The organism is Aeromonas sp. sif2416 (assembly GCF_019218665.1).
In the GTDB taxonomy this organism is placed as follows: domain Bacteria; phylum Pseudomonadota; class Gammaproteobacteria; order Enterobacterales; family Aeromonadaceae; genus Aeromonas; species Aeromonas encheleia.
This window is the reverse complement of the sequence record NZ_JAHUXC010000002.1, coordinates 572,420-595,626: the sequence shown is the minus strand read 5'-3', so window position 1 is coordinate 595,626 and position 23,207 is coordinate 572,420. Positions and strand designations below refer to the sequence as shown.

At 61.8% G+C, this 23,207-nt stretch carries 24 protein-coding genes; 12 read left to right on the top strand and 12 right to left on the bottom strand.

All coding sequences use genetic code 11. From position 1 onward, the window contains the following. Positions 1-50 precede the first annotated feature (50 nt). Genes pxpA through pxpB form a run of 3 tightly spaced genes read right to left on the bottom strand, consistent with a single transcriptional unit; the run spans position 51 to position 2,393 of the window. Complete coding sequence (gene pxpA / locus KW821_RS06105) at positions 51-794, bottom strand: 5-oxoprolinase subunit PxpA (RefSeq protein WP_218290779.1); 744 nt, start codon at positions 792-794, stop codon at positions 51-53. Further along, positions 778-1,710 carry a biotin-dependent carboxyltransferase family protein gene (locus tag KW821_RS06100; RefSeq protein WP_218290778.1) on the bottom strand — a complete coding sequence of 311 codons (933 nt, stop codon included), beginning with the start codon at positions 1,708-1,710 and terminating at the stop codon, positions 778-780. Before KW821_RS06100 ends, pxpA begins: the two co-directional genes overlap by 17 nt. Then, positions 1,704-2,393, bottom strand: coding sequence for a 5-oxoprolinase subunit PxpB (gene pxpB, locus KW821_RS06095; RefSeq protein WP_218290777.1), 690 nt, complete (start codon positions 2,391-2,393; stop codon positions 1,704-1,706). The genes KW821_RS06100 and pxpB overlap by 7 nt, the downstream gene beginning before the upstream one ends. A 138-nt stretch (positions 2,394-2,531) precedes the next feature. Here pxpB and KW821_RS06090 point away from each other — a divergent pair, with 138 nt between their 5' ends. After that, positions 2,532-3,047 (top strand): winged helix DNA-binding protein, encoded by a 516-nt coding sequence (locus KW821_RS06090; protein WP_202046709.1) that lies wholly within the window; start codon positions 2,532-2,534, stop codon positions 3,045-3,047. A gap of 67 nt (positions 3,048-3,114) precedes the next feature. Here KW821_RS06090 and rluB read toward each other — a convergent pair whose 3' ends face one another. From rluB to KW821_RS06065, 5 genes are all read right to left on the bottom strand, one after another. Further along, positions 3,115-4,038 carry a 23S rRNA pseudouridine(2605) synthase RluB gene (gene rluB / locus KW821_RS06085; protein WP_042654993.1) on the bottom strand — a complete coding sequence of 308 codons (924 nt, stop codon included), beginning with the start codon at positions 4,036-4,038 and terminating at the stop codon, positions 3,115-3,117. A 151-nt stretch (positions 4,039-4,189) separates the two neighbouring features. After that, positions 4,190-4,759, bottom strand: coding sequence for an SMC-Scp complex subunit ScpB (scpB, locus tag KW821_RS06080; RefSeq protein WP_042654994.1), 570 nt, complete (start codon positions 4,757-4,759; stop codon positions 4,190-4,192). A gap of 68 nt (positions 4,760-4,827) precedes the next feature. Next, on the bottom strand, positions 4,828-5,712 hold the full coding sequence (locus KW821_RS06075; protein WP_371315775.1) for a ScpA family protein: 885 nt from the start codon (positions 5,710-5,712) through the stop codon (positions 4,828-4,830). After that, positions 5,705-6,325 (bottom strand): L-threonylcarbamoyladenylate synthase, encoded by a 621-nt coding sequence (locus KW821_RS06070; protein ID WP_033129896.1) that lies wholly within the window; start codon positions 6,323-6,325, stop codon positions 5,705-5,707. The genes KW821_RS06075 and KW821_RS06070 overlap by 8 nt, the downstream gene beginning before the upstream one ends. A gap of 151 nt (positions 6,326-6,476) precedes the next feature. Next, positions 6,477-7,358, bottom strand: coding sequence for a PHP domain-containing protein (locus tag KW821_RS06065; RefSeq protein WP_218290776.1), 882 nt, complete (start codon positions 7,356-7,358; stop codon positions 6,477-6,479). A gap of 441 nt (positions 7,359-7,799) precedes the next feature. Between KW821_RS06065 and KW821_RS06060 the strand changes: the two genes are divergently transcribed. From KW821_RS06060 to KW821_RS06025, 8 genes are all read left to right on the top strand, one after another. Next, on the top strand, positions 7,800-9,467 hold the full coding sequence (locus tag KW821_RS06060) for an anthranilate synthase component 1 (RefSeq protein ID WP_218290775.1): 1,668 nt from the start codon (positions 7,800-7,802) through the stop codon (positions 9,465-9,467). Beyond that, the gene (locus KW821_RS06055; protein WP_033129899.1) at positions 9,460-10,059 is read left to right on the top strand and encodes an aminodeoxychorismate/anthranilate synthase component II; all 600 of its coding nucleotides are present in this window, start codon (positions 9,460-9,462) and stop codon (positions 10,057-10,059) included. The genes KW821_RS06060 and KW821_RS06055 overlap by 8 nt, the downstream gene beginning before the upstream one ends. Positions 10,060-10,068: 9 nt before the next feature. Next, positions 10,069-11,082 (top strand): anthranilate phosphoribosyltransferase, encoded by a 1,014-nt coding sequence (gene trpD, locus KW821_RS06050; protein WP_042654997.1) that lies wholly within the window; start codon positions 10,069-10,071, stop codon positions 11,080-11,082. Then, complete coding sequence (trpCF, locus tag KW821_RS06045; protein WP_218290774.1) at positions 11,082-12,578, top strand: bifunctional indole-3-glycerol-phosphate synthase TrpC/phosphoribosylanthranilate isomerase TrpF; 1,497 nt, start codon at positions 11,082-11,084, stop codon at positions 12,576-12,578. The genes trpD and trpCF overlap by 1 nt, the downstream gene beginning before the upstream one ends. An 84-nt stretch (positions 12,579-12,662) precedes the next feature. After that, complete coding sequence (gene trpB, locus KW821_RS06040) at positions 12,663-13,856, top strand: tryptophan synthase subunit beta (protein ID WP_218290773.1); 1,194 nt, start codon at positions 12,663-12,665, stop codon at positions 13,854-13,856. After that, complete coding sequence (gene trpA, locus KW821_RS06035; RefSeq protein WP_218290772.1) at positions 13,853-14,659, top strand: tryptophan synthase subunit alpha; 807 nt, start codon at positions 13,853-13,855, stop codon at positions 14,657-14,659. The genes trpB and trpA overlap by 4 nt, the downstream gene beginning before the upstream one ends. A 1,205-nt stretch (positions 14,660-15,864) precedes the next feature. Further along, entirely contained in the window at positions 15,865-16,782 is a 918-nt protein-coding gene (locus KW821_RS06030; protein ID WP_218290771.1) for an FRG domain-containing protein, read from the top strand. 83 nt (positions 16,783-16,865) lie between these two features. Next, on the top strand, positions 16,866-17,339 hold the full coding sequence (locus KW821_RS06025; RefSeq protein ID WP_218290770.1) for a hypothetical protein: 474 nt from the start codon (positions 16,866-16,868) through the stop codon (positions 17,337-17,339). 358 nt (positions 17,340-17,697) lie between these two features. Here the strand turns inward: KW821_RS06025 and KW821_RS06020 are convergent, their stop codons facing one another. Beyond that, positions 17,698-18,237: a metal-dependent hydrolase gene (locus KW821_RS06020; protein ID WP_218290769.1), complete on the bottom strand. Its 540-nt coding sequence runs from the start codon at positions 18,235-18,237 to the stop codon at positions 17,698-17,700. A gap of 279 nt (positions 18,238-18,516) precedes the next feature. On the opposite strand from KW821_RS06020, the gene KW821_RS06015 reads away from it, so the two are divergent. From KW821_RS06015 to KW821_RS06005, 3 genes are all read left to right on the top strand, one after another. Then, positions 18,517-18,810: a helix-turn-helix domain-containing protein gene (locus KW821_RS06015; RefSeq protein ID WP_256353336.1), complete on the top strand. Its 294-nt coding sequence runs from the start codon at positions 18,517-18,519 to the stop codon at positions 18,808-18,810. Next, entirely contained in the window at positions 18,794-20,110 is a 1,317-nt protein-coding gene (locus KW821_RS06010; RefSeq protein WP_218290767.1) for a HipA domain-containing protein, read from the top strand. Before KW821_RS06015 ends, KW821_RS06010 begins: the two co-directional genes overlap by 17 nt. 98 nt (positions 20,111-20,208) lie before the next feature. Beyond that, positions 20,209-20,451, top strand: coding sequence for a DUF3297 family protein (locus KW821_RS06005; RefSeq protein ID WP_042655004.1), 243 nt, complete (start codon positions 20,209-20,211; stop codon positions 20,449-20,451). A gap of 228 nt (positions 20,452-20,679) precedes the next feature. On the opposite strand, the gene KW821_RS06000 is transcribed toward KW821_RS06005, so the two are convergent. The 3 genes from KW821_RS06000 to KW821_RS05990 all read right to left on the bottom strand — a co-directional run bounded on the left by KW821_RS06000 (position 20,680) and on the right by KW821_RS05990 (position 23,117). After that, positions 20,680-21,891 carry a NupC/NupG family nucleoside CNT transporter gene (locus KW821_RS06000; protein WP_218290766.1) on the bottom strand — a complete coding sequence of 404 codons (1,212 nt, stop codon included), beginning with the start codon at positions 21,889-21,891 and terminating at the stop codon, positions 20,680-20,682. Positions 21,892-22,196: 305 nt separating this feature from the next. Then, positions 22,197-22,628 (bottom strand): DMT family transporter, encoded by a 432-nt coding sequence (locus KW821_RS05995; RefSeq protein WP_218290765.1) that lies wholly within the window; start codon positions 22,626-22,628, stop codon positions 22,197-22,199. Between the two features lie 9 nt (positions 22,629-22,637). After that, entirely contained in the window at positions 22,638-23,117 is a 480-nt protein-coding gene (locus tag KW821_RS05990; RefSeq protein ID WP_218290764.1) for a DMT family transporter, read from the bottom strand. Positions 23,118-23,207: the final 90 nt, after the last annotated feature.

Here is a 23,207-nt window from a genome sequence, read left to right as displayed (position 1 = left end):
GCCTCTCCATTCCATCTAAACGCCACCGCGGTGGCTTGAGATTGACCTCCTCAATGAGGTCTTATCGATATTCCGTTCGAAATCAGGCCCTCGCGCAGGCGCTGGGCAAAGGCGACGGCATGGGCGCCATCCCCGTGCAGGCAGATGCTCTGGGGCAGCAGCGACAGCAGGGTTCCCTCCAGGGTCTCCACCTCCCCCAGCCGCACCAGGCGCAGGGTCTGGCTCAGCGCCTTCGCCTCGTCGTCGATGACGGCGCCGGGTTGGCCCCGCGGCGCCAGGGAGCCATCGGCCAGATAGGCGCGATCGGCGAAGACCTCGGCTATGGGGATCAGACCATGGCGCCGGGCGGCGGCGATCAGCTCGCTGCCCGCCAACCCCATCAGCTTGAGGCTGGGATCCAGACTGGCGACGGCGCTGGCGATGGCATCGGCCAGGGCCCCATCCCGGGCAGCCTGGTTGTAGAGCGCACCATGGGGTTTGACATGAGCCAGCCGGCCCCCAGCCGCCTTGGCCAGCGCGGCCAGGGCCCCCACCTGATAGAGCACGTCGGCATAGACCTTCGCCGGCTCCCGCACCATGGGGGCCCGCCCAAAGTGTTCCCGATCCGGGAAGCTGGGATGGGCGCCGATGGCGACGCCCCTGGCCAGTGCCAGCCGGACTGTTTCGCCCATCAGGGACGCATCCCCCGCGTGCCAGCCACAGGCGATGTTGGCCGAGCTGACACAGTCCAGCAACGCGGCATCCGAGTCATAGCCTTCGCCCACATCGGCGTTGAGATCAATGCATCTGTCCATAAACCATCCATTCGAAACGATTGAGGTAGAGCCGCCATTCACGGCGCGCCGCCAGGGCCTGCTCCCTGGTCTGGGAAACGAAGCGCAGCCGCTCCCCCGGACGAGCCTGAGCCAGTTTCCAGAGATCGGCCTCGATGACACAGCCGATGCGCGGGTAGCCCCCGGTGGTCTGGGCATCGGCCAGCAGCACTATGGGTTGTCCACCCGGGGGCACCTGGATGACGCCGGGCAGGACCCCGTGGGAGGGCAGCTCCCGTCCACGGCTGCGGACAAGTTCGGGCCCATCGAGGCGAACCCCCATCCGGTTGCTGGCGGAATTGGGCCGCCAGTGCTCCTGCCAGAGCGCGTTCACGGCGGCCGCGTCAAACTCGTCAAATTCCGGGCCCGGCAAGACGCGCAGACACTGATCCGACGTCCGCAGCAGGGCGCCGATGGCGCCATCATGGTGCAGCGGCTCCCCCAGCGGCAGGCGATCGCCCGCCCGCAGGGCCCGGCCCTGATGGCCACCGAAGGCGGCCTGCAACTCGGTGGCACGCGACCCCATCACCAGGGGCTCGGCCACACCGCCATCCAGGGCGAGGTAGCTGCGCATGCCATGGCGCGGCGCGGGCAACAGCAGGCGCTGGCCGCGCCGTACCCGCCAGCGCCAGCCGTGCCAGACGGGCTCTCCGTCCAGCATGGCGCCACAATCGGCCCCGGTCAGCGCCAACCAGCCGTCACGCAGGAAGCGAAACTCGGCCGCCCCCAGCACCAGTTCGATGGCCGCAGCACCGGCCGGATTGCCTACCAGCCGGTTTGCCAGGATCAGCGCCTCCCTGTCCAGGGCGCCCCCCAGAGCGATGCCGAGATGGCGAAAACCGGGGCGACCGAGATCCTGAACTGTACTCTGCAGCCCGGGGCGAACCACCTCTAGCATGGCGAGCCTCCCACGGGAATGAAACGCACCCGATCGCCGGGCAGCAGGTAGGAGGGCTCGTCACGGTTCGGATCGAACAACACCAGATCCGTGCGCCCGATGAGCTGCCAGCCGCCGGGGCTGGCAGCCGGATAGATGCCGGTCTGGGCCCCGCCGATGCCGACGCTGCCAGCGGGTACCCGCAGCCGTGGCTCTCTGCGCCGTGGCACGGCCAGCGCCTGCTCCAGGCCACCCAGGTAGGCGAAGCCGGGCTGGAAGCCGAGGAAGTAGACCCGGTAGTCACCGCCACTGTGACGCGCCACCAGCTCGGCCGGTGTCAGGCCGCAGCAACGGGCCGTCTCGTCCAGATCGGGCCCTCCCTCACTGCCGTAGTGCACCGGGATCTCCCGCTCGCGCGGGGTGAAGTCGAGCTCCTCCCCCTGCCGCCACAGCTCGGTCAGCCGCCGCTCGAGGCGGGCCGAGGAGGTCACCTCGGGATCGAACACCAGGGTCAGGTTGTTCATCCCCGGCACTATCTCCTCCAGCGCCGGCTCAACCGACGCCTGCCCCTTCCCTTCCCGCTGGCGAAGTCGCTCCGCCAACCACCAGATCCGCCGCTGGCCGACAAACCCGGCCTCCGGCTCCGCCTCCAGCACCAGGGCCCGCTCTCCCAGCGGGTAGAGGCGACAATCGCTCGATCCCATACAACCCCCGACAACAAAACATCCAATTAACATACAGCAAGCATATCGATAAAACATCGATAATTTATCTACAATAAGTCATCATTGGGTGCGCAAGTCGTGGCGCGTCCCAGGCATCTCATCAGGAAAGGAATCCCCATGAACAAGTCTCCCTCCATCGTCTCATCGGCCCATCTCGTCTCGGCCCAGGCCCCCGCCCTCTCCGAGCTGGAGTTCGGCCTGACCGTGCTCAACAACTCGTTCCACCGCTGGGTCGTGCGCTGCATGGGGGCCGCCGGGGAGAAGGGGCTGACCGCGCTGGAGGTGCTGCTCATCCATCACATCAATCATCGGGATCGCCCCAAGCGGCTGGCCGATATCTGTTTCGTGCTGAACATAGAGGACACCCATGTCGCCACCTATGCCCTGAAGAAGCTGGTGACCCTGGGTTATGCGGCGCGCACCAAGGTGGGCAAGGAGGTGCATTTCAGCACCACCCCGGCCGGAGCCGCCCTGTGCCACCAGTACAGCGAGATCCGTGAGCAGTGTCTGATCCAGGTCATAGTGGAGAGCGGGCTGGCCGGGGCGAACGGCTCGACGGCGGAAATCGCGCAGCAACTGCGGCTGTTTGCCAGCCTCTATGATCAGGCGTCACGGGCCGCCGCCTCCCTCTAGTTGCCCGAGCGCCCATAAAAAAAGCCCACCCCTCGCGGGGTAGGCTCTTGAGCGGCAGTGGCGGGAATTACTTGCTGCCGGTGCCCGAGTTGCGGGTCGAGGAGGTCGGCTTGCGACGGGCGGTGGTGCTGCGCGCGCGCGGCTCCATGCCCTGCATGTCCTTGTGGCGCTTGACGGCGCGACGGATCTGGGCGGCCTGCTTGTGGCGGGTGCTCTTGCCCTCTTGCTGCAGATCGACCTTGGACTCGGTCTCATAGTTCATGTGAACCAGACCGCGCAGGTAGTTCACCTCCTGCAGCTTCAGCTCTTTCCAGCCACCGCGGGGGATGCCGCGATCCAGGGTGACATCGCCGTAGCGGATCCGCATCAGGCGGCTCACCTGCACTTCCTGAGATTCCCACAGGCGGCGCACTTCACGGTTGCGACCCTCGGTTAGGGTGACGTTGAACCACTGGTTCAGGCCTTCACCGCCGGCCGGCTTGATCTTGTTGAACTTGGCGACGCCGTCTTCCAGCTGCACGCCCTTGCGCAGGCGCTGCAGCATGGCTTCGGTGATCTCGCCAAACACGCGCACCGCGTATTCCCGCTCCACCTGGTGGCTCGGGTGCATCAGCCGGTTGGCCAGCTCACCGTCGGTGGTGAACAGCAACAGGCCTGAGGTATTGACGTCGAGGCGGCCGACCGCGATCCAGCGCGCCCCTTCCATCTTGGGCAGACGATCAAACACGGTGGGACGACCCTCCGGATCGTGACGGGTACACATCTCCCCTTCGGGCTTGTGATACGCCAACACGCGGCAGATCTGTTCTTCGGCAGCACGGGTCTTGATCTGGTGACCGTCTACCCGGATCACGGCGTTGACTTCGACGCGATCTCCCAGTGTGGCAGCCTTGCCATCCACACTGACCCGACCTGCGGTGATCAGGGCCTCCATCTCACGACGGGAGCCGTGACCCGCGCGGGCCAACACTTTTTGCAGTTTTTCACTCATCGGGGTTACCTGATTGTTGATCGCTGCCCGCTAACATAACGGACAACGGTTATTGCCATGCCGGATCCCGTCTGGGCGATCCGCCATCGCATTGATCATTTCACCCGGTCGCACTCTTTGCCAACCTTCATTGAGAAAGTGGCAGCGCAGACTAGGCATCGCTACCCTCACCCGGCAAACCGGGCAAGGGTTGTTGCAGCTCGGGATCCAGCTCGGGGAGCTGCTCCAGACTCTGCAGATTGAAATAGTCCAGAAAATCTCTGGTGGTGGCGAGCAGCTCGGGGCGACCCACCACCTCCTTGTGACCGACGCTGCGTACCCAGCCTCGATCCTTCAGGGTATTCACTATCTGGCTCGACACCGCCACCCCACGGATGGCTTCGATCTCGGCCCGGGTGATCGGCTGACGATAGGCGATCAGGGTCAGCGTCTCCATCACGGCGCGGGAATAGCGCGGCGCCCGCTCGCTCCACAGCCGGGAGAGCTCGTCGGCATACTCCTGGCGCGCCTGGAAGCGCCAGCCGGAGGCGACCTCCTTGAGCTCCACCCCCCGCGCGCTGTAATCCTGTTTCAGCTCGGCCAGCAACAGCTGCACATAGCGGCCGGTGACCGGGTAGTCGGCCAGCACGCTGGCCTTGAGTTCGCTCGCGGTCAACGGACGCCCGGCGACGAAGAGCGCGGCCTCGATCAGCGTCTTGAGCCGTTCAGCGGGCAGCGCCACGGGTGCCCTCCTCACGCGGGTTTGCCAACGCAACCGGCCGCTGGCGCGCTGGCGACCAGGGGGCTGACTCAATGCACATGTTCACGCTTCCCCTCCTCCTCTGCACTGGCCAGGGCGAAATGGATAGGGCCAAGGGGTTCCGCCTGCAGGATCCAGATCAGGGACTCCTTGCACAGCTCCAGCAGGGCCAAGAAGGTCACCAACACCCCCATCCGCCCCTCCTCTGCCCTGAGCACCTGCTCCAGGCGCAGGGTCTGCCCCAGGGAGAGCATGGCGAGGATCTCGGCCATCCGCACCCGGGTCGGGATCTGCTCGCGGCGGATCTGGTGATGTTCGAAATGAGTCGCGCGTTTTACCACACTTTGCATGTAAAGGGCGAGCTCAACCAGTGAAACATCGGGTGCCAGCGGCTTGAGGGCACCAAAATCCGGCGGCAGGGCGGCGGCGAGATAGATCTCCCGCTCCACCCGCGGCAGCTCGTTCACCCGCTCGGCACCGACCTTGAAACGCTCGTACTCCTGCAGCCGGCGAATGAGGGTGACGCGGGGATCTTCCCCCTCGTCCTCCTCTTCCAGCTCGGGGGCCCTGGGCAGCAGCAGGCGGGATTTTATCTCCGCCAGCCAGGCCGCCATCAGCAGGTATTCGGCCGCCAGCTCCAGGTTGAGCCCCTGCATCAGCTCCACGTACTCCATGTACTGGGCGGTGATCTGCAGGATCGGCAGGTTCAAAATGTCCAGCTGCTGGCGCCGGATGAGGTAGAGCAGCAGATCGAGCGGCCCCTCGAAGGTGTCGAGGAACACCTCCAGCGCATCGGGCGGAATAAACAAATCCTGGGGCAGCTCATGATAGGGCTGCCCCAGGACTTTGGCGATGGGCAGGGGAAGGCTTGCCTCCCCGCTCGCACCCGGCGCCGGCGTCAGCAGCTCGGGTACGGGCTCGGCGGTATCACTCAAACGGCGTGGGATCCCCGGCACCGCGACGGCGCAGCACGGGCTCGTCGTCGGAGAAGTCCACTACGGTGGTGGGCTGCTCGCCCAGATAGCCACCGTTGACCACCAGATCCAGCTGCTTGCCCAGCTTGTCGAAGATCTCTTCCGGGTCGAACTCGGCCATCTCGGAGCCCGGCAGGATCAGGGTGGTGGAGAGCAGCGGCTCGCCGAGCCCCTCCAGCAGGGCCAGCGCGATGTTGTTGGCCGGCACCCGGATGCCGATGGTCTTCTTCTTCTCGTTCATCAGCCGGCGCGGCACTTCCTTGGTGGCCTTGAAGATGAAGGTGTAGGCGCCGGGGGTGTTGTTCTTGACCAGCCGAAACGCCGTGTTGTCCACCTTGGCATAGGTGGAGATCTCGGAGAGATCCCGGCACACCAGGGTGAAGTCGTGGGTCGGATCGATGCGGCGGATGCGGCAGATGCGCTCCAGCGCGTCCTTGTTACCCATCTGACAACCCAGGGCATAGCCGGAGTCGGTGGGATAGGCGATGACGCCCCCGTTTTGCAGGATCTGAACCGCCTGGCCGATGAGGCGGACCTGGGGATTATCCGGATGTACGTAAAAATGCTGACTCATAAACTGTTCTCGCGATAGCGACAGGACAGGCCTGCCTGTAATTCCCAAACTAGAGCATGGTCACGGGCCCCTTGGCCCATGACACTACCTTAACCCCTTTGACGCAGACTCGCTCGCGCCGAAGGTCGAACCCGCCGGATCCGTGCCGCCGTCAGCGGCTGGCCAGCAGGCTGGCATGCTCCTCGGTAGTGAGACCGAAATGGCCGGGATACCCCAGCCAGAGTGGCATGCCCTCTTTGGGCAGCCAGAGATGGCGGCCCAGCTCGGTCCAGTTGGAGGGGAAATGAAAATCCGATCCCACCGAAATGTAAAGATCGTGCTCCTTGGCCCACTGGCCCAGGTTGGCCCGCTCCTGGGGACTCTGCTGGGGCAAGGAGACCTCCATGGCATCCCCCCCGGCGGCCTTGAAGGCCACCAGCAACCGCTTGATCCACTTGGCGGTGAGGCCATAACGGCTGGGGTGCGCCAGCACCGCCAGGCCGCCGGCGCCATGAATGGCCTCGATGGCAACCGCCATCTCGAGCCACTCGGCGGGCACATAGCCCTTGTTGCCCCGGCTCAGGTATTTCTTGAATACCTTCTGCATGGTGTCGGCCACCCCGCGCGCCATCAGCACCCGGGCAAAATGGGCGCGGGTCACGGCGGCGTCACCGGCCAGGGCCTTGGCCTCTTCGTAGGTGCCAGGCAGCTGGCACTTCTCCAGACGGCGCCCTATCTCCTCGGCGCGCGCCTCGCGGCGGGCCAGCTGGGCGGCCAGAAAGGCCATCAGTTGCGGATTTTTTTCATCCACTCCCAGCGCCACTATATGAATCTCGTGATGCTCCCAACCGGTGGAGATCTCGACCCCGCTCACCAGCCGCAGCGGCAACTGCTCGGCGTTGATCGTTGTGCGGATCTCATCAAGCCCGGCGAGGGTATCGTGGTCAGTGACCGCTAACACCTCGACCCCTTTCTCGGCGGCGCGCCGCACCAGGTCACGGGGTGCCAGCACCCCGTCGGAGGCGGTGGTATGACAGTGAAGATCGAATCTCATCGGCTTATTTCGCTCTCATGAACAGGCCACTTTGGAAAAAAGAAGGCAAAAAAGCGACTTGACTTGGCCGCGGCTTTATCGTTTTCTGTAGACACTTCAACTGCAAACAGAACGTTACAGGATTCTATCATGCAAACGACAATCACCCTGAACCAGAACTGGTGGTGGCACATTCCCTAACATGCGGGCGTGTGGTCGTTGCTGTACCTGTAATCTGACAGCAAATTAAGAACCCAGAGAAAAAGCCCGCTGACCCCAGCGGGCTTTTTTATTATCCGGCAAATGGACATGTGATGAAACCGAGAATTCAGACCAGCACACAGACCTGGCGATGGCGACCCTACTGAAACCGCCTGAACCACCTTAATTTTCAAGGCATTTTTTCGAGGTATGCAACGTCATGAACATCGGTCATCACCATCTCACGCAAGGGAACGCATTATGACAGCCAGCAAGACCCGGTTATCCCTGGGCGAATTCGATACCCTCAGGCTCAATGCCCCCTATGTCACCGATCCCCTGGCGCTCTACAGCCAGCTGTGCCAGTGCCGCCCCAACAACCTGTTGCTGGAATCGGTAGAGATCGACTCCAAGGCCGGCACCCAGAGCCTGCTGCTGGTGGACGCCTGTCTGCGCATCGAGTGCCGTGGCCGCACCGTGCAGGTGCGCGCCCTCAACGACAACGGCGCCCAGCTGCAGACCCTGCTCGGCGAGCAGCTGCCGGCCCTGATCCGCCGCAGCCTGGTGAAGGGGGAGCTGCACCTCGAGTTCCCGGCCTCCGATCGGGAGCTTGACGAAGACAGCCGTCTCAAGGGCATCAGCGTGCTGGACGTGCTGCGCACCCTGCAACAGCAACTGCAATGCCCAGTAGGTAAAGAAGCGCTGTTCATGGCCGGCAGCTTCGCCTACGACCTCATCGCCTCGTTCGAGGATCTGCCAGAAGTACCGGAGGGGAGCAACGACTGCCCCGACTACTGCTTCTATGTAGCCGAGACCCTGATCACCATAGATCACATCAAACAGAGCACCCAACTGGTAGCCTGCCTGTTTGGCGGTAACAGTGGCAACGACGACGAGCAGGAAGAGAGTCAGCAGGAGGCGCGCTACGCTCGCCTGCTCAGCCGGCTCGAGAGCTTCAAGCAGGCCTGTCAGCAGCCACAACCCCGACCGCAGACGACCCAGCCGCTGACCGGCGCGCTCTGCGTCGACAAGAGCGACAAGCAGTTCTGCGCCGAGGTGGAAAAGCTCAAGGGCTTCATCCGCCGGGGCGACATCTTCCAGGTGGTGCCCTCACGCAGCTTCTCCCTGCCCTGCCCCGAGCCCATCGCCGCCTACCGCCGCCTCAAGCAGACCAACCCCAGCCCCTACATGTTCTACGTGCAGGATGAGGGTTTCACCCTGTTTGGCGCCTCGCCGGAGAGCGCGGTCAAGTTTGAAGCCGCCAGCCGCCAGGTGGAGATGTACCCCATCGCCGGCACCCGCCGCCGCGGCCTCAACCCGGATGGCAGCATCAACCTGGATCTGGATGGCCGCATCGAGCTGGAGCTGCGCCAGGACGAGAAGGAGGTGGCCGAACACCTGATGCTGGTGGATCTCGGCCGCAACGACATCGCCCGCATCTCCGAGCCGGGCACCCGCTACGTGAAGGACCTGCTCAAGGTGGATCGCTACAGCCACGTGATGCACCTGGTCTCCCGGGTGGTCGGCACCCTGAGAGCCGACCTCGATGCCCTGCACGCCTATCAGGCCTGCATGAACATGGGCACCCTCACCGGCGCCCCCAAGCTGCGCGCCAGCGAGCTCATTCGCGCCGTGGAGGGTCGCAGACGGGGCAGCTACGGCGGCGCCGTCGGCTATCTCAACGGCGTAGGCGAGATGGACACCTGCATCGTCATCCGCTCCGCCTTCGTCAAGGAGGGCGTGGCCCATGTCCAGGCCGGCGCCGGCGTGGTCTACGACTCCAAGCCCCAGATGGAGGCGGATGAAACCCGCGCCAAGGCCGCCGCCGTGCTGGCCGCCATCGCCGCCAGCCATGGCACCTCCCTGCAGGCCCTCAGCCTGCAAGAACACCAGCAGTCCGAGAAAACCAAGGCGGCGCGCCATGACTAACATCTTCCTGCTCGATAACTTCGATTCGTTCACTTATAACCTAGTGGATCAGTTCCGCACCCTCGGCTATCCGGTGCGTATCTATCGCAACAGCCTGCCGGCGACCCGCATCATGCAGGAGATCGAAGCCTGTGACGGGGATGCGGTGCTGGTGCTCTCGCCGGGACCGGGCGCCCCCCACGAGGCCGGCTGCCTCATCGATCTCATCAAGCTGGCCCGCGGCCGGGTGCCGATCCTCGGCATCTGCCTCGGTCATCAGGCGCTGTGCGAAGCCTACGGCGGCACCGTCGGCGCGGCGGAGGAGATAGTCCACGGCAAGCGCTCCCTCATCGAGCACCATGGCCACGGCGCCTTCGCCGGCCTGCCGAGCCCGCTGCCGGTGGCCCGTTACCACTCCCTGGTCGCCACCTATGTGCCGGAAGAGCTGCAGGTGATCGCCCACTACCAGGGCATGCCCATGGCCATCGAGCAACGGGACGAGCGGGTGCTGGGCTTCCAGTTCCACCCGGAATCCATCATGACCAGCGAAGGGGCCCGCCTGCTCACCCAGGCGCTCGCCCATATCACCCGCCCAGAAAGCCACGTGCGGTAAGGAGACCCCATGCATCATCATCTCAACACCCTCTATCAGGGGCAGTCTCTCTCCCGCGACGAAGCCCGTGACGCCTTCGGTCAGGTGGTACGCGGCGAAGTGGATCCCATCGTCCTCGCCAGCCTGCTCACCGCCCTCAAGCTCAAGGGGGAGACCCCGGAGGAGATCGCCGGTGCCGCCGACGCCCTGCTGGCCGAGGCCCGTCCCTTCCCGCGCCCTGACTACGCCTTCTGCGACATCGTCGGCACCGGCGGTGATGGCCTCAACACCATCAACGTCTCCACCACCTCGGCGCTGGTCGCCGCCGCCTGTGGCCTGAAAGTGGCCAAGCACGGCAACCGCTCGGTCTCGAGCAAGTCGGGCTCCAGCGATCTGCTGGACAAGATGGGCATCAGGCTCGACATGAGCCCTGAGCTGGCCCGCCGCTGTCTGGACGAGCTCGGCATCTGCTTCCTGTTTGCCCCCCAGTATCACGCCGGGGTGCGCCACGCCATGCCGGTGCGCCAGGCCTTGAAAACCAGGACGCTGTTCAACGTCTTGGGGCCGCTTATCAACCCCGCCCGCCCCAGCTACCAGCTGATGGGAGTCTATGCCCCCGAGCTGGTGCGCCCCATCGCCGAAACCCTGCTGGCACTGGGACTGAAAACCGGTATGGTGGTACACGGCGCCGGGCTGGACGAGGTGGCCATCCACGGCCCGACCCAGGTGGCCGAGATCCGTGATGGTGAGATCCGTGAGTACCTGCTCACCCCGGCCGACTTTGGCCTCGAGACCTACCCGGTCAGCGCCATCCAAGGGGGGGAGCCGGAAGAGAATCGCGCCATCACCGCCGCCATCCTGGCCGGCGAAGGCAGCCCGGCCCACAACGCCGCCATCGCCGCCAATGTGGCGCCGCTGCTGGTGATGGCGGGCAAGGCTCCGGACTTCAAGCAGGCCGCCGCCCTGGTGCTGGCCAAGCTGGCCAGCGGCGAGACCAGCGCGCTCGCCCAGGCACTCGCCACCCTGAGCCATCAGGAGGCATGATGTCAGTCACCGCTCAGCACAGCGCCCAACAAGAGAGCCCACAAGGCAGTAGCCAGCTTCGCAAGGATAACGAGATGTCAGACCTTATTGCCCCCCATGGCTTCCTGAACATGGCCTCCATCAACCAGACCATACTCGGCAAGATAGTGGCCGCCAAACAGGCGTGGGTGGCGGCCCGCAAGCAGGCACAGCCGCTGGAGAACTTCCAGGCCGCGCTCACTCCAAGCGATCGGGACTTCGAGGGGCAACTTCGCACCGGCGGCACCCGCTTTATTCTCGAATGCAAGAAGGCCTCCCCCTCCAAGGGGTTGATCCGCAATGACTTCGATCTGGAGGCCATCGCCGACGTCTATGGCCGTTACGCCACCGCCATCTCGGTGCTGACCGACGAGAAGTTCTTCCAGGGGGATTTCGCCTTCCTGCCAAGAGTGCGGGCCAGGGTCAGCCAACCGGTGCTGTGCAAGGACTTCATGATCGACCCCTATCAGGTCTATCTGGCTCGCCACTATCAAGCGGACGCCATCCTGCTGATGCTCTCGGTGCTCACCGACGAGGGCTACCGCGCCCTGTTCAAGGTTGCCAAAGCGCTGGGCCTCGGGGTGCTGACCGAGGTGAGCAACGAAGAGGAGCTGACCCGCGCCATCGCCCTGGGGGCGCCGGTGATCGGCATCAATAACCGAGACCTGCGCGATCTCAGCGTGGATCTCGCCCGCACCGGCCAGCTGGCCGCCGACATTCCCGCCGATCGCGTGGTCATCAGCGAATCCGGCATCCGGGATCGCAGTCAGGTCGCCCGCCTGCGCCAGCATGCCAAGGGCTTCCTGGTAGGCTCCTCCTTGATGGAGGAGGCGGATCTGGAGGCCGCGGTGCGCAAGCTCACCCTCGGCCAGAACAAGGTATGTGGCCTGACCCGCGCCGAAGATGCCGCCGCCGCCCATCAGGCAGGTGCGGTATTTGGCGGCCTTATCTTCGTGGCCAAGAGCCCGCGCTACGTGGACATCCCCGGCGCCCGTGCCGTGATGGCCGGCGCCCCGCTCAACTATGTGGGGGTGTTTCGCAATGCCCAGCCCCAGACCATAGCCCTGACGGTCGAGGCCCTCGGGCTCGCCGCGGTGCAGCTGCACGGGGATGAAGACGCCGCCTATATCGAGGCGCTGCGTACTCTGCTGCCCGAGGGTTGCGAGATCTGGAAGGCGGTCGGTGTCACGAGCGGCGAGCCGCTGCCCGCCCTCGACTATCCGGCGGATAGGCTGCTGCTGGACACGAAAGTCGGCAGCCAGAGCGGCGGCACAGGTCAGGCGTTCGACTGGGCCATGCTGGCAAGCCTTGATAAATCTCGCCTGATGCTGGCGGGGGGCCTCAATCCCGACAACGCCCTGCGTGCCGCAGAGGTGGGTTGTCTCGGCCTCGATTTCAACTCCGGGGTGGAAAGCGCCCCGGGCCAGAAGGATGCACAGAAGCTTGAGGCCGCCTTCGCCGCCCTGCGCAAGCTGTGACGCACCTGCCGCATTGACGGCACCGAATTTGATGCTGAATTTTTGATATTTAAGTTTTTAATGAATCTGAACAAGGAATAGATCATGACCCTGCTTAACCCGTTTTTTGGTGAATTTGGCGGCATGTATGTGCCCCAGATCCTCATCCCCGCCCTGCTCCAGCTGGAGAAGGCCTTCGTCGATGCCAAGGAAGATCCGGCCTTTATCGCCGAATTCCAGGAGTTGCTGACCGAGTACGCCGGGCGCCCGACCCCGCTCACCCTGACTCGCAACCTGACCAAGGGCACCAAGACCCGGCTTTATCTGAAGCGGGAAGACCTGCTGCACGGCGGCGCCCACAAGACCAACCAGGTGCTGGGCCAGGCCCTGCTCGCCAAGCGCATGGGCAAGACCGAGATCATCGCCGAGACCGGCGCCGGTCAGCACGGGGTCGCCACCGCCCTGGCCTGCGCCCTGCTCGGCCTCAAGTGCCGGGTCTACATGGGGGCCAAGGATTGCGAGCGGCAGAAGCCGAACGTGTTTCGCATGAAGTTGATGGGCGCCACCGTCATACCGGTGCATTCAGGTTCCAGCACCCTGAAGGATGCCTGCAACGAGGCCCTGCGGGACTGGGCTGCCAACTACGACAGCGCCCACTACCTGCTCGGCACCGCCGCGGGTCCGCACCCCTTCCCCACCATAGTGCGGGAGTTCCAGAAGATGATCGGCGAGGAGGCCAAGGCCCAGTGCTTCGCAAAAGAAGAGCGGCTGCCCGATGCCGTGATCGCCTGCGTCGGCGGCGGCTCCAACGCCATCGGCATGTTTGCTGATTTCATCGACGAGCCCTCGGTGCGCCTGATCGGGGTCGAGCCCGGTGGCCACGGCATCGAGAGCGGCGAGCACGGTGCGCCACTGGGTCACGGCAGCAAGGGGGTCTTCTTCGGCATGCACTCCTACCTGATGCAGGACGAGCAGGGTCAAATCCAGGAGTCCTACTCCGTCTCGGCGGGGCTGGACTTCCCCTCCGTCGGCCCGCAGCATGCCCACCTGGCCGCCATCGGCCGTGCCGACTATGTCTCCATCACCGACAAGGAGGCGCTGGACGCCTTCCAGGAGCTGGCCAAATCCGAGGGAATAATCCCGGCGCTGGAGTCCTCCCACGCCCTGGCCCATGCCCTCAAGATGGCGCGCAGCGAACCCGAGAAAGAGCAGGTACTGATCGTCAACCTCTCCGGCCGTGGCGACAAGGACATCTTCACCGTCGCCGATATCTTCGAAAAAGAAGGAACCCTGTCATGAATCGCTACGCACAACTCTTCTCCCGTTTAGACGCAGCCAATCAGGGCGCCTTCGTGCCGTTCGTGATGCTGGGGGATCCCACTCCCGAATTGTCGCTGGCCATCATAGATGCGCTGGTCGAGGGGGGCGCCGATGCCCTCGAGCTCGGTATTCCCTTCTCCGACCCGGTGGCGGACGGCCCCACCATCCAGGGCGCGGCCCTGCGTGCCTTCGCGAGCCACACCACCCCGGATGGCTGCTTCGAGCTGCTGACCCGGATCCGCGCCAAGTACCCACAGTTGCCCATTGGCCTCTTGGTCTACGCCAACCTGGTCTATGTGCGCAAGATCGACGGCTTCTACGAGAAGTGCCAGCAAGCCGGGGTCGACTCAGTGCTGGTGGCGGACGTGCCGGTGCAGATGTGCGAGCCCTACAAGGCCGCCGCCGACAAGTACGGCATCGACAGCATCTTTATCGCGCCGCCGAACGGCGATGCCGAGACCCTCAAGGCGGTGGCGGAACTGGGCAGTGGTTACACCTATCTGGTGAGTCGCGCCGGCGTCACCGGCGCCGAGACCAAGGCCGGCATGCCGGTGGATGGCCTCATCAACACCTTGCGCGAGTTCAATGCCCCCCCCGCCCTGCTCGGTTTCGGCATCAGCGAACCGGCCCAGGTGCGTGATGCCATCAAGGCCGGTGCCGCCGGTGCCATCTCCGGCTCCGCAGTGGTGAAGATCATCGAGACCCACCACAAAAACCCTGAGCATATGCTCACTCGTCTCAAGGAATTTGTGGAAGGAATGAAGGCCGCGACCAATAAGTAGGGGCAGGTATAGGGTCAGATGCCGTTGACCCTGATCAGCCAGCCAGCCAGCCAGCCAGCCAGCCAGCCAGCCAGCCAGCCAGCCAGCCAGCCAGCCAGCCAGCCAGCCAGCCAGCCAGCATAATGGGAGCCCACTTGGGCTCCCTTTTCTATTTATCTCTTTTGCTTCCTATCACTTTGTCCCCTCTCCCTCCGGGAGAGGGCCAGGGTGAGGGGAGTCAGGGTTCCCCGAAGATTAACGATTTGATGGGGGCCCGTAGGTTTGAATAGGGTCGCGTATTCGGACGTTCGCGGATTGGATGTGATGGCGTGGCTTTGCCACGCAGTGGAACACCGTAGGGTGCAATAAGCGCAGCGCATTGCACCGCAGGAAATCGTCTGTTCCACGACGACAGACTCTCGCCGGATTCCCGAACCAGCGGTTAGCCCCTTGATGCGGCTGCGCCGCATGGGACGCGAGGGCTCTGCCCTCGACTGGGTTTCGCCCGCCCTTCGGGCCTGGGCGAGTGACTTTGGAAAGACCCAAAGTCACCAAAGGTCTTCTCCCCCGCCAAGCCGCCCGCCTACGGCGGTTTCCCTCGCCTCACTCTCTGGGTCGGACGGTACGTCGCAGATGGTACATCCCTGTACCAACTGCGGCTGCGCCGTCATCCCTGACGGCGCCCCTGACCCATTGAGCTCGACTCGGCGGCTCGGAGGGGGATCAAAACCGTGCCAACCCGCAGCCCCCGTCTGACCGCAGATATGCTCCCTCTCCCCTTGGGAGAGGGCTGGGGTGAGGGGAATTTCCGTACTCTCTGCTGAAGCAATGACGCACTTAAAATATCGATTGCTCACTAATTAATTGAGCCAACTCAGGTTTCTATCAACCACCCCTTCCCATGCCTCGTTCAGGGCCCTTAAGATAGCCAAACGACAATTCCTCTCTCGGGAGTGCACCATGACAGCGATTGTTGCAATCTCGCAGGTTAAAAGCAGCGAACTGGGGGCTGTCACTCAGGGGCGGTAGCGTGGTTTTTGTAGGTTGGCGCACAGCGTAGCGAAGCCCAACAGGCGAGCATTATTGCACCGACCAGATCGGGATAAACAAGGATGTGGCAGATCCGAAAAAAGATTTTCAGATATATTCGCGGTAAACGTTGGGCTTCACTTCGTTCAGCACCAACCTACGATTTTTAACCCAACATACGGGATGTATAAGAAAATATGATTGAAATTTTAGAATTTAATGATGCTGAAAGTCTTCTAGATCTACTTTCCCCTTGGGGAAAAAGCGTAAACTTGAGCGGCTTTGTTTTCAGAGGGCATTCGCAAGAAAGTTACCAGCTAATACCTACCGCACTTCGCCAAGAGTGTTCAGAGTATTTTTGGAAAATATGTGGCTTAGGTAAGCCTATATCTGACCAGCACAACTGGCAAACTTGGCAGGTAAAAGCGGAGTACACAATCCTCAGATCGTTCTACCGTCTAGCCGACCAACGCGGGTTAGAGGTGCCAACTTCGCCTCGTGTCCGCTCTAATCTTGCACAAGAATTTGATGTGCTTGGTTTGAGCTCAGTAGATCAACCAGATACTTGGATTCCATCAGATCTATACGAAACCGCTGCCCTTGCTCAACATTATGGAATTCCAACAAGGCTACTGGACTGGACATATGACTTATACGTTTCACTATATTTTGCAGCCAGAGGTGCTTTAGGGAAATCGGGCAACATGGTCATATGGGCACTAAACAAAGAACACTTATCCTTTCTAAAGCCAACAGTAAATCGCATAAACGTTGAATTCATCACCCCTCATTACGCAGGAAACCCAAACCTAAACGCGCAAAAAGGCTTATTTACACACTGGCCTATATCGCGTCCATCTATAATTACTGAAATGCAAGCTTTCTCCACTGGTAACGCTAAACTTATAGATAGAAGATCTCTGGATAATTTAATACTTGAGCGCGTGAGACAGTGTGATGACCAAACCAATTTATTTAAAAAATTTATAATCCCATGTTCCGAAGCGGAAAAGTTATGCAAAATTCTTGACTCCCTAGGCTACGACTCTGCCAGAGTATTCCCTGGATACAACGGTGTTGCAGATCAGTTACTAAATCTCCACAAATACAGCTAACAAATAGTTCAAACCGTTCGCTTCGCTCACTGGAACGAGCTAAAGCCCACCCTTAACCAAATATTAGTAATAAGTAGGAAGATATGAGTATTATCGAAGAAGTTAAAGGATTGAATGCGAATTCAGCGGTGATACTAGCCATATTTTTTGTATCCTTTATTGCTCCTGCGTTCTTACTTATTTATAGGCTCAATCCAGAACTTTTTTTGGCCTTAGACACAACAAAGCTAATTGTTCTTTCTATATCGGTTACAAGTCCAAGTTTTTTGGCGCTTTTCCTTGTTACATGGGTGGCTGACACTGTGTTGACTCATATGGGGTATCACGAGAAAGGGCATCTAGGAACGTATGTTGATTGGTTTGTAACTCATGGCATAAGCAACACAACTATTATGTACACCGTTTGTTTTATTGTCTACGCATTCGGTATATCTTCGGCTTCAGTTGTTTTGTGGCTCACAGGTTTGGTCGTGCTATATATAGCTTTTGAGTTTTGGCGTGTCTTAATTGTGGCAAAAGGCCCAAATTTCAAAAAGAGCGCTATAAATCGTGAGTAAAACTTCTAATAAGGTCAAGCACAGTAGTGCAATGTAAAAAACTAATTTTACTAGGCGGCGTTATAAGTCAAAGGATGCTCCGAGCAAGAATTCATACAATTAATAGAATCACGTCCAGATGAGTATGAGATAGCATTTTCTCGCATCCATGATCTTCCCGGTTCAATGATGTAAATTTTGAGGCAGTAGCTTGACTCCCTAATCAGGGTTCTTTATTTGCTAGCCACTCCAAATCTAAAAATCAGGACACCCATTTTTTGAGCAAGAGGTTGCATAGCCAAAGCACAAGAGATGGGAGTCCAAGTTTTGATTTTTTGCTCAGCCACGATATATACAACAACCCTTTCCAATCCCACCACTACCGCGCCCTGCCCCACACCCGCCACCCCATCAACATCAACATCAACATCAATACCATCCCCGGCAGCCAGACCCAGTAGAGTTCGGAGAGGATTACCGCTTCACCTCGGGCGGTGAGGTAGGCCTCCAGCTTGAAGGGAGCAACCCGGATCACCTGCCAGGGAGCAAAGAAACGCTCATCCCGCCACGGCCAGAGCCAGCCAACCCCCTTGCCGCCGGTGGTGAACGAATCGAGCAGGCTGTGAGAGAGCAGAGAGACCAGCAGAAACGACCAGACGGTGGCGGCGCTGACCTTAAACTGGCGGTGAAACAGCATGACCAGGGTCGGCAGGGCAAAGGCGAACAGCAATGAGTGGGTAAAGCCGCGGTGGCCAAAGACGTGGCCATAGGCAACCCCCAGTTTAAAGGCGAGCACGTCGGCATCGGGCAGCATGGCGATGGCAACCCCCGCCAGCAACAGACGCGGCGGGATAATCCGGCCGCCAAGCCCGAGCCCAAGGCAGAGAGGTACGGCGGCATGGGTGACTATGGTGAGCATAGAGTAAAGCTCCAACTGAAAACTTGTGCTTACCCTAATCCCGTTCGGTGAAGTGAACATGAAGTGCACTGCGGCTCTGCAAGCGAGCCCCTCCCTGCCCCTCGGCCATCCCCCAGACCATCACTGACCACCTTTCTGTTCTAAAAAGTGAACCCCTCTACACTTTTCTCTCACAACCAGTACCAGGACCATAAAAAGTGCACTATCGTACACTTTTTATTGCTGTTTGCCCTTACCATGGATTAAGGTGTAACAACCTACACTTTTTACGTAATCATGATGGCAGACACATCGTTGCAAACCGGCCCGAAAGAACTGGATCCCGCCTCGCTGGGGCTGGCGATACGCGAGAGACGCAAGGCAGCCAGGATGACCCAGGAGGTGACGGCCTCACTGTGCGGCATCTCCAAGAAGACCCTGATCAAGATTGAAAAAGGGGGGGATGTCTACCTCTCGACCCTGTTGCAGGTGATGAAGGCGCTGGGGCTGAGGTTGCAACTGATGCAAGAAGCGGGCTCACAGGTAACGAGCGGCAACAGCCAACCAGAGGTCGGTGATGATGAATGGTTCTGAGCACCATCGGCTGGAACTTCGGCTGGGTACCCAGCTGATCGGCCATCTCGAATATGACTCCAGCCGGGATACGTTTCAGCTCGGCTATACACCTGCGTGGCAAGCACGCGGCTTCCCGCTCTCACCGCCGCTAGCGCTGGACGGCTCAGCCAGCAGCACCCAAGTCCGGGCGTATCTCGGCAACTTGCTGCCTGAAAATCGCGGGCTGGACCATCTGATTGAGGCGCTCTCCGTTTCGCGCAGCAATCTCTTTGCCCTGACCCACGGCATCGGCCGCGATGTCTCCGGGGCGGTCACCTTTACCCTGCCCGCAGAGCCCGATATTCCCACCCACTTTCGTCCCATCACGCCAGAAGAGCTGATGCTGCGCCTCGATCAGCCCGAGATCTGGCCGCTGGAAGTCTGGGATGGTCGCCCCCGCCTCTCGGTTGCGGGTGTGCAGGCCAAGCTCAACGTGCTGCGACTCGAGGGGGCGCTGGGATTTGGTGAGGGCGAGCTCTGTTCCACCCACCTCCTCAAGTTCGAGCACCATCCTCATCTGGTGATCAATGAGTTTGTGACCATGCGGCTGGCCGCGTTGCTGGGCATGCCGGTGGCACAGGTCGAACTGCACAGGGTCGGCCAAGGCGATAAGTCCCACCGAGGCTTGCTGGTGGAACGGTTTGATCGACGCCTCGATGAGGATGGCGTGAGGGTACGTCGTCGTCACATGATCGATGCCTGTCAGGGGCTGGGGTTTCCCGTCGCCCGAAAATATGAACGCAACTTCGGTGACGGGCGGGATGTGGCCCATATTCGAGAAGGAGTCAGCCTGCCACGGCTGTTCAGTCTTAGCGCCCTCTGTGTCAATCCGGCGCAGGCCAGACTGGACATGCTGCAATGGCTGCTCTTCAACCTCTGCGTCAACAATCACGATGCCCACGGCAAGAACTACAGCTTCTTCGTCTCGCGGGCAGGGCTGACGCCCACCCCCTGGTACGATCTGGTCAATGTGGGGCTTTACCCCGAGTTCAACCAGCATCTGGCCATGGCCATCGGCGACGAGTTTGCCCCCGAGGCAGTCAACGCATGGCAGTTGCTGGAGATGGCCGAAGCGTGTGAGCTGCCCAAACGCCTGTTGCAACAGACCTTGCACAAGATGGCCAACGACATCCTTCATCAGCTTGATGCCGCCATCGCCATGGTTGAGACAGACAATCCCGCCGAGCTGGCTTATCTGGCAGGCTACCGAGACGACGTTGAGCGCCGTTGCCACCATTTTCAGGAGCAGGCGACGCTGTTGCCCGAGCTGAAACTGTAGCCGGAGCTTGTCCACCCCCATGGGACGCAACCCAGCCTTGAGCCCATGGCGGGCATTGCCTACAATGACCCACTTTTTATCAAACTCAGGTCTATAAAATGAGCGACAACAAACCAGCACTGCCCGACCATCTGGCGGCCAACCCGCGCAGCCCGCACCATGTGGCGGAGTGTTTCGAGCACGAGATCGGCATTCGCCTCAACGGCAAGGAGCGCACTAATGTCGAGGAGTACTGCATCAGCGAAGGCTGGGTGAAGATCCCCTCCCCCAAGGCCAAGGATCGCTACGGCAACCCCATGCTGATCACCGTCAAGGGTACCGTCGAGGCCTTCTACGCCTAAGCTGCGTATGGCCGCGACGCCCCGAGCAGGGGCACGACCCTGTTATTTCAGAACACCGGCCTAGCGCCGGTGTCTTGTTTTGTGCGGCGCTTGCCGGCGGGCGGCACCATGGGATCGCCAAGCCCGGCATCCCCCAGTCATGATCTGTTGGCGACAAAAAGCCCCGTCTTGCCTTAAAGCGAGACGGGGCTTGTTATTGCTGCGGCTGGCTTGCCGGGCATCGATGCATCAACCCAGCGAGACGAAGATCCCCGCCAGGGTGGCGCTCATCAGGTTGCCCAGGGTGGCGGCCAGCACGGCTTTGAGACCCATGCGGGCGACGTCCTGGCGGCGCTCCGGCGCCATGGTACCGATGGAGCCGAGCTGGATGGCGATCGACCCCAGGTTCGCGAAGCCGCACAGGGCGAAGGTGATGATGATCTGGCTGTGGGCGCTCAGCTCCTGCCTGATGCTGGCAAAGTCCAGATAGGCGACGAACTCGTTCATGATCACCTTCTGGCCGATGAGGGAGCCGGCCGCCATCATCTCATTGCTCGGCACCCCGATGAGCCAAGCCACGGGGGCGAACAGGTAGCCCAGCAGCAGTTGCAACGAGAGATCGGCCCAGCCGAACCAGCCCCCGACGGTGGCAAAGCCCGCGTTGATCATGGTGATGACGCTGACAAACACCAGCAGTATGGTGCCGATGGCCACCGCGATTTTCATGCCGCCCATGGCGCCGCCCGCCAGGGCGTCGATGGCGTTGCTGTAGTCGCTCTTGTCGAGGGTGATCTCGTCCTGCTCGCGCACCCGCTCCTGCTCCGGAACCAGCAGTTTGGCCATCAGCAGGCCGCCGGGCGCCGCCATGAAGGAGGCGGCGATGAGGTATTTGAGATCCACTCCGAGCCCGGCGTAGCCCCCCAGCACCGAGCCCGCCACCGAGGCCATGCCGCAGGTCATCACCGCAAACAGCTCGGAGCGGGTCATGCCAGCCAGGAAGGGACGGATGAGCAACGGCGACTCCCCCTGGGAGAGGAAGATGTTGCCGGTGGCCACCAGGGACTCGGCGCGGCTGGTGCCGAGCAGGCGGTGAATGCCACCCCCCAGCACCCGGATCACCCACTGCATGATGCCAAAGTGATAGAGCACGGCGATGAGGGCACTGATGAAGATCACCAGCGGCAGCACCCGCACGGCGAAGATGAAGCCGTTGCTGGCCAGATCGCCAAACACGAAGCGGATGCCGCTGTCGGCGAAGCCGAGCAGGGCGGAGACGCCGTTGCTCATGGCACCGAGCAGGAGCTGGCCGGGGGGGAAGTAGAGCACCAGGGCGGCCAGGCCGATCTGCAGCGCCAGGGCGCCCAGCACGGTACGCCAGCGGATGGCACGGCGATTTTCACTCGCCAGCCAGGCGATAAACAGGAGGGCCAACATACCGACCAGACTCAATAACAGCGTCATCTTGCACCTATGAAGAGAGGAGATTCATACGGCAGGTCTGCACACAGGTATCGCGGGGACAGTCAGGCGGGAGCGTGCCGACCATGCGACACACAGACCACACACCTGCTGGCTAGTGGCGGGTCCCATCCTGGGGTCATTCACGTTCCGGGTGACGGCGAGTATCGGGTGACGCCAGCGCCGCCGCGAGGAAATTGCGGCCAACTGGCAGGTCGGGCGGCGATGCTACAGTGATCGCCGTCACAGAAAAAGCGGTAAAACGATTCGCGGGGGCAACAAAATGCAGCCCCCGCCGACGGCATCGATCAGCGCTGTTTTTTTCGCCCGCTATGGAGCCGTTGCAGTCCGGCCCCCGCCAGCACCAGGGCCACGCCGAGCAGATCATTCCACCCCAGCCTGCCGGCCAGGGCATCGAGGGTCACCCCGCCGGTCAGCTGGCCGGTGATGATGAGCAGCGCGCAGGCCAGGGCGCCGACCCGACCGATGGCCCAACTGCTGATGGCCACGAAGATCGCCCCCAGCACACCTCCGAACAGCAGCCAAGGATCGAGCCCGGCGAGGCGCTCCCAGGGCGCCCCCTTGACGATGAGCAGGGCGCCGAGCAGCGCGAAGCCGAGCAGGTGATTGGCCAGCGACGCGCTAAAGGCGCCACGGGCGCTGGCCAGCCGCCCATTCAGGGTGCGCGACAGACTCACTGCGGCGCCATTGAGCAATCCCAGCAGGATCAGGATGGTCATCGTTTCCTCCTAACGCAGCACGATAAGCAGGGCACCAGCCATCACCAGCAGGGTGGCAAGCGCGTCCACCCCTGCCGGGCGGCGACGGGTCAGTCCGAACCAGCCGAAGGCATCGCACAGGGCGCCAAACAGCAGTTGGCCCAGCAAGAGCAAGGCGAGTGTGCCCGCCATGCCGAGCGGTGAGTTCAGACACAATGCCGCCAGCACCACGGTGAGCGCCCCGGGCAGGCCACCGAGCCAGGCCCAGCGCGGCACCGCCTCGGTCGACGTGACCCTGGGGGCGAGGCACCACAGCAGGCCGGCCACCATGGCCCCGACCCCGTGGGCGAGCCAGCTCGCCAGCCAAGGGTCGGTCGCCCGGGCCAGTGCGCCGTTCTGGGCAATCATCAGCGCCAGCAGCAGGCCGGCGACAAAGGCCGCCAGGGCGCCGATGGCCTGGCCGGCATGAACGCGCCTTGCCGGGCGCGCGTCGGTGAGGGTGGGTGGCATGATGCGACTCCTTGTTTGAACACAGGAGCACGATAGATTGTTTTGAGTTCAAGCATAATCTAGCATTCTGGAACAACATTGTTTCCAGTT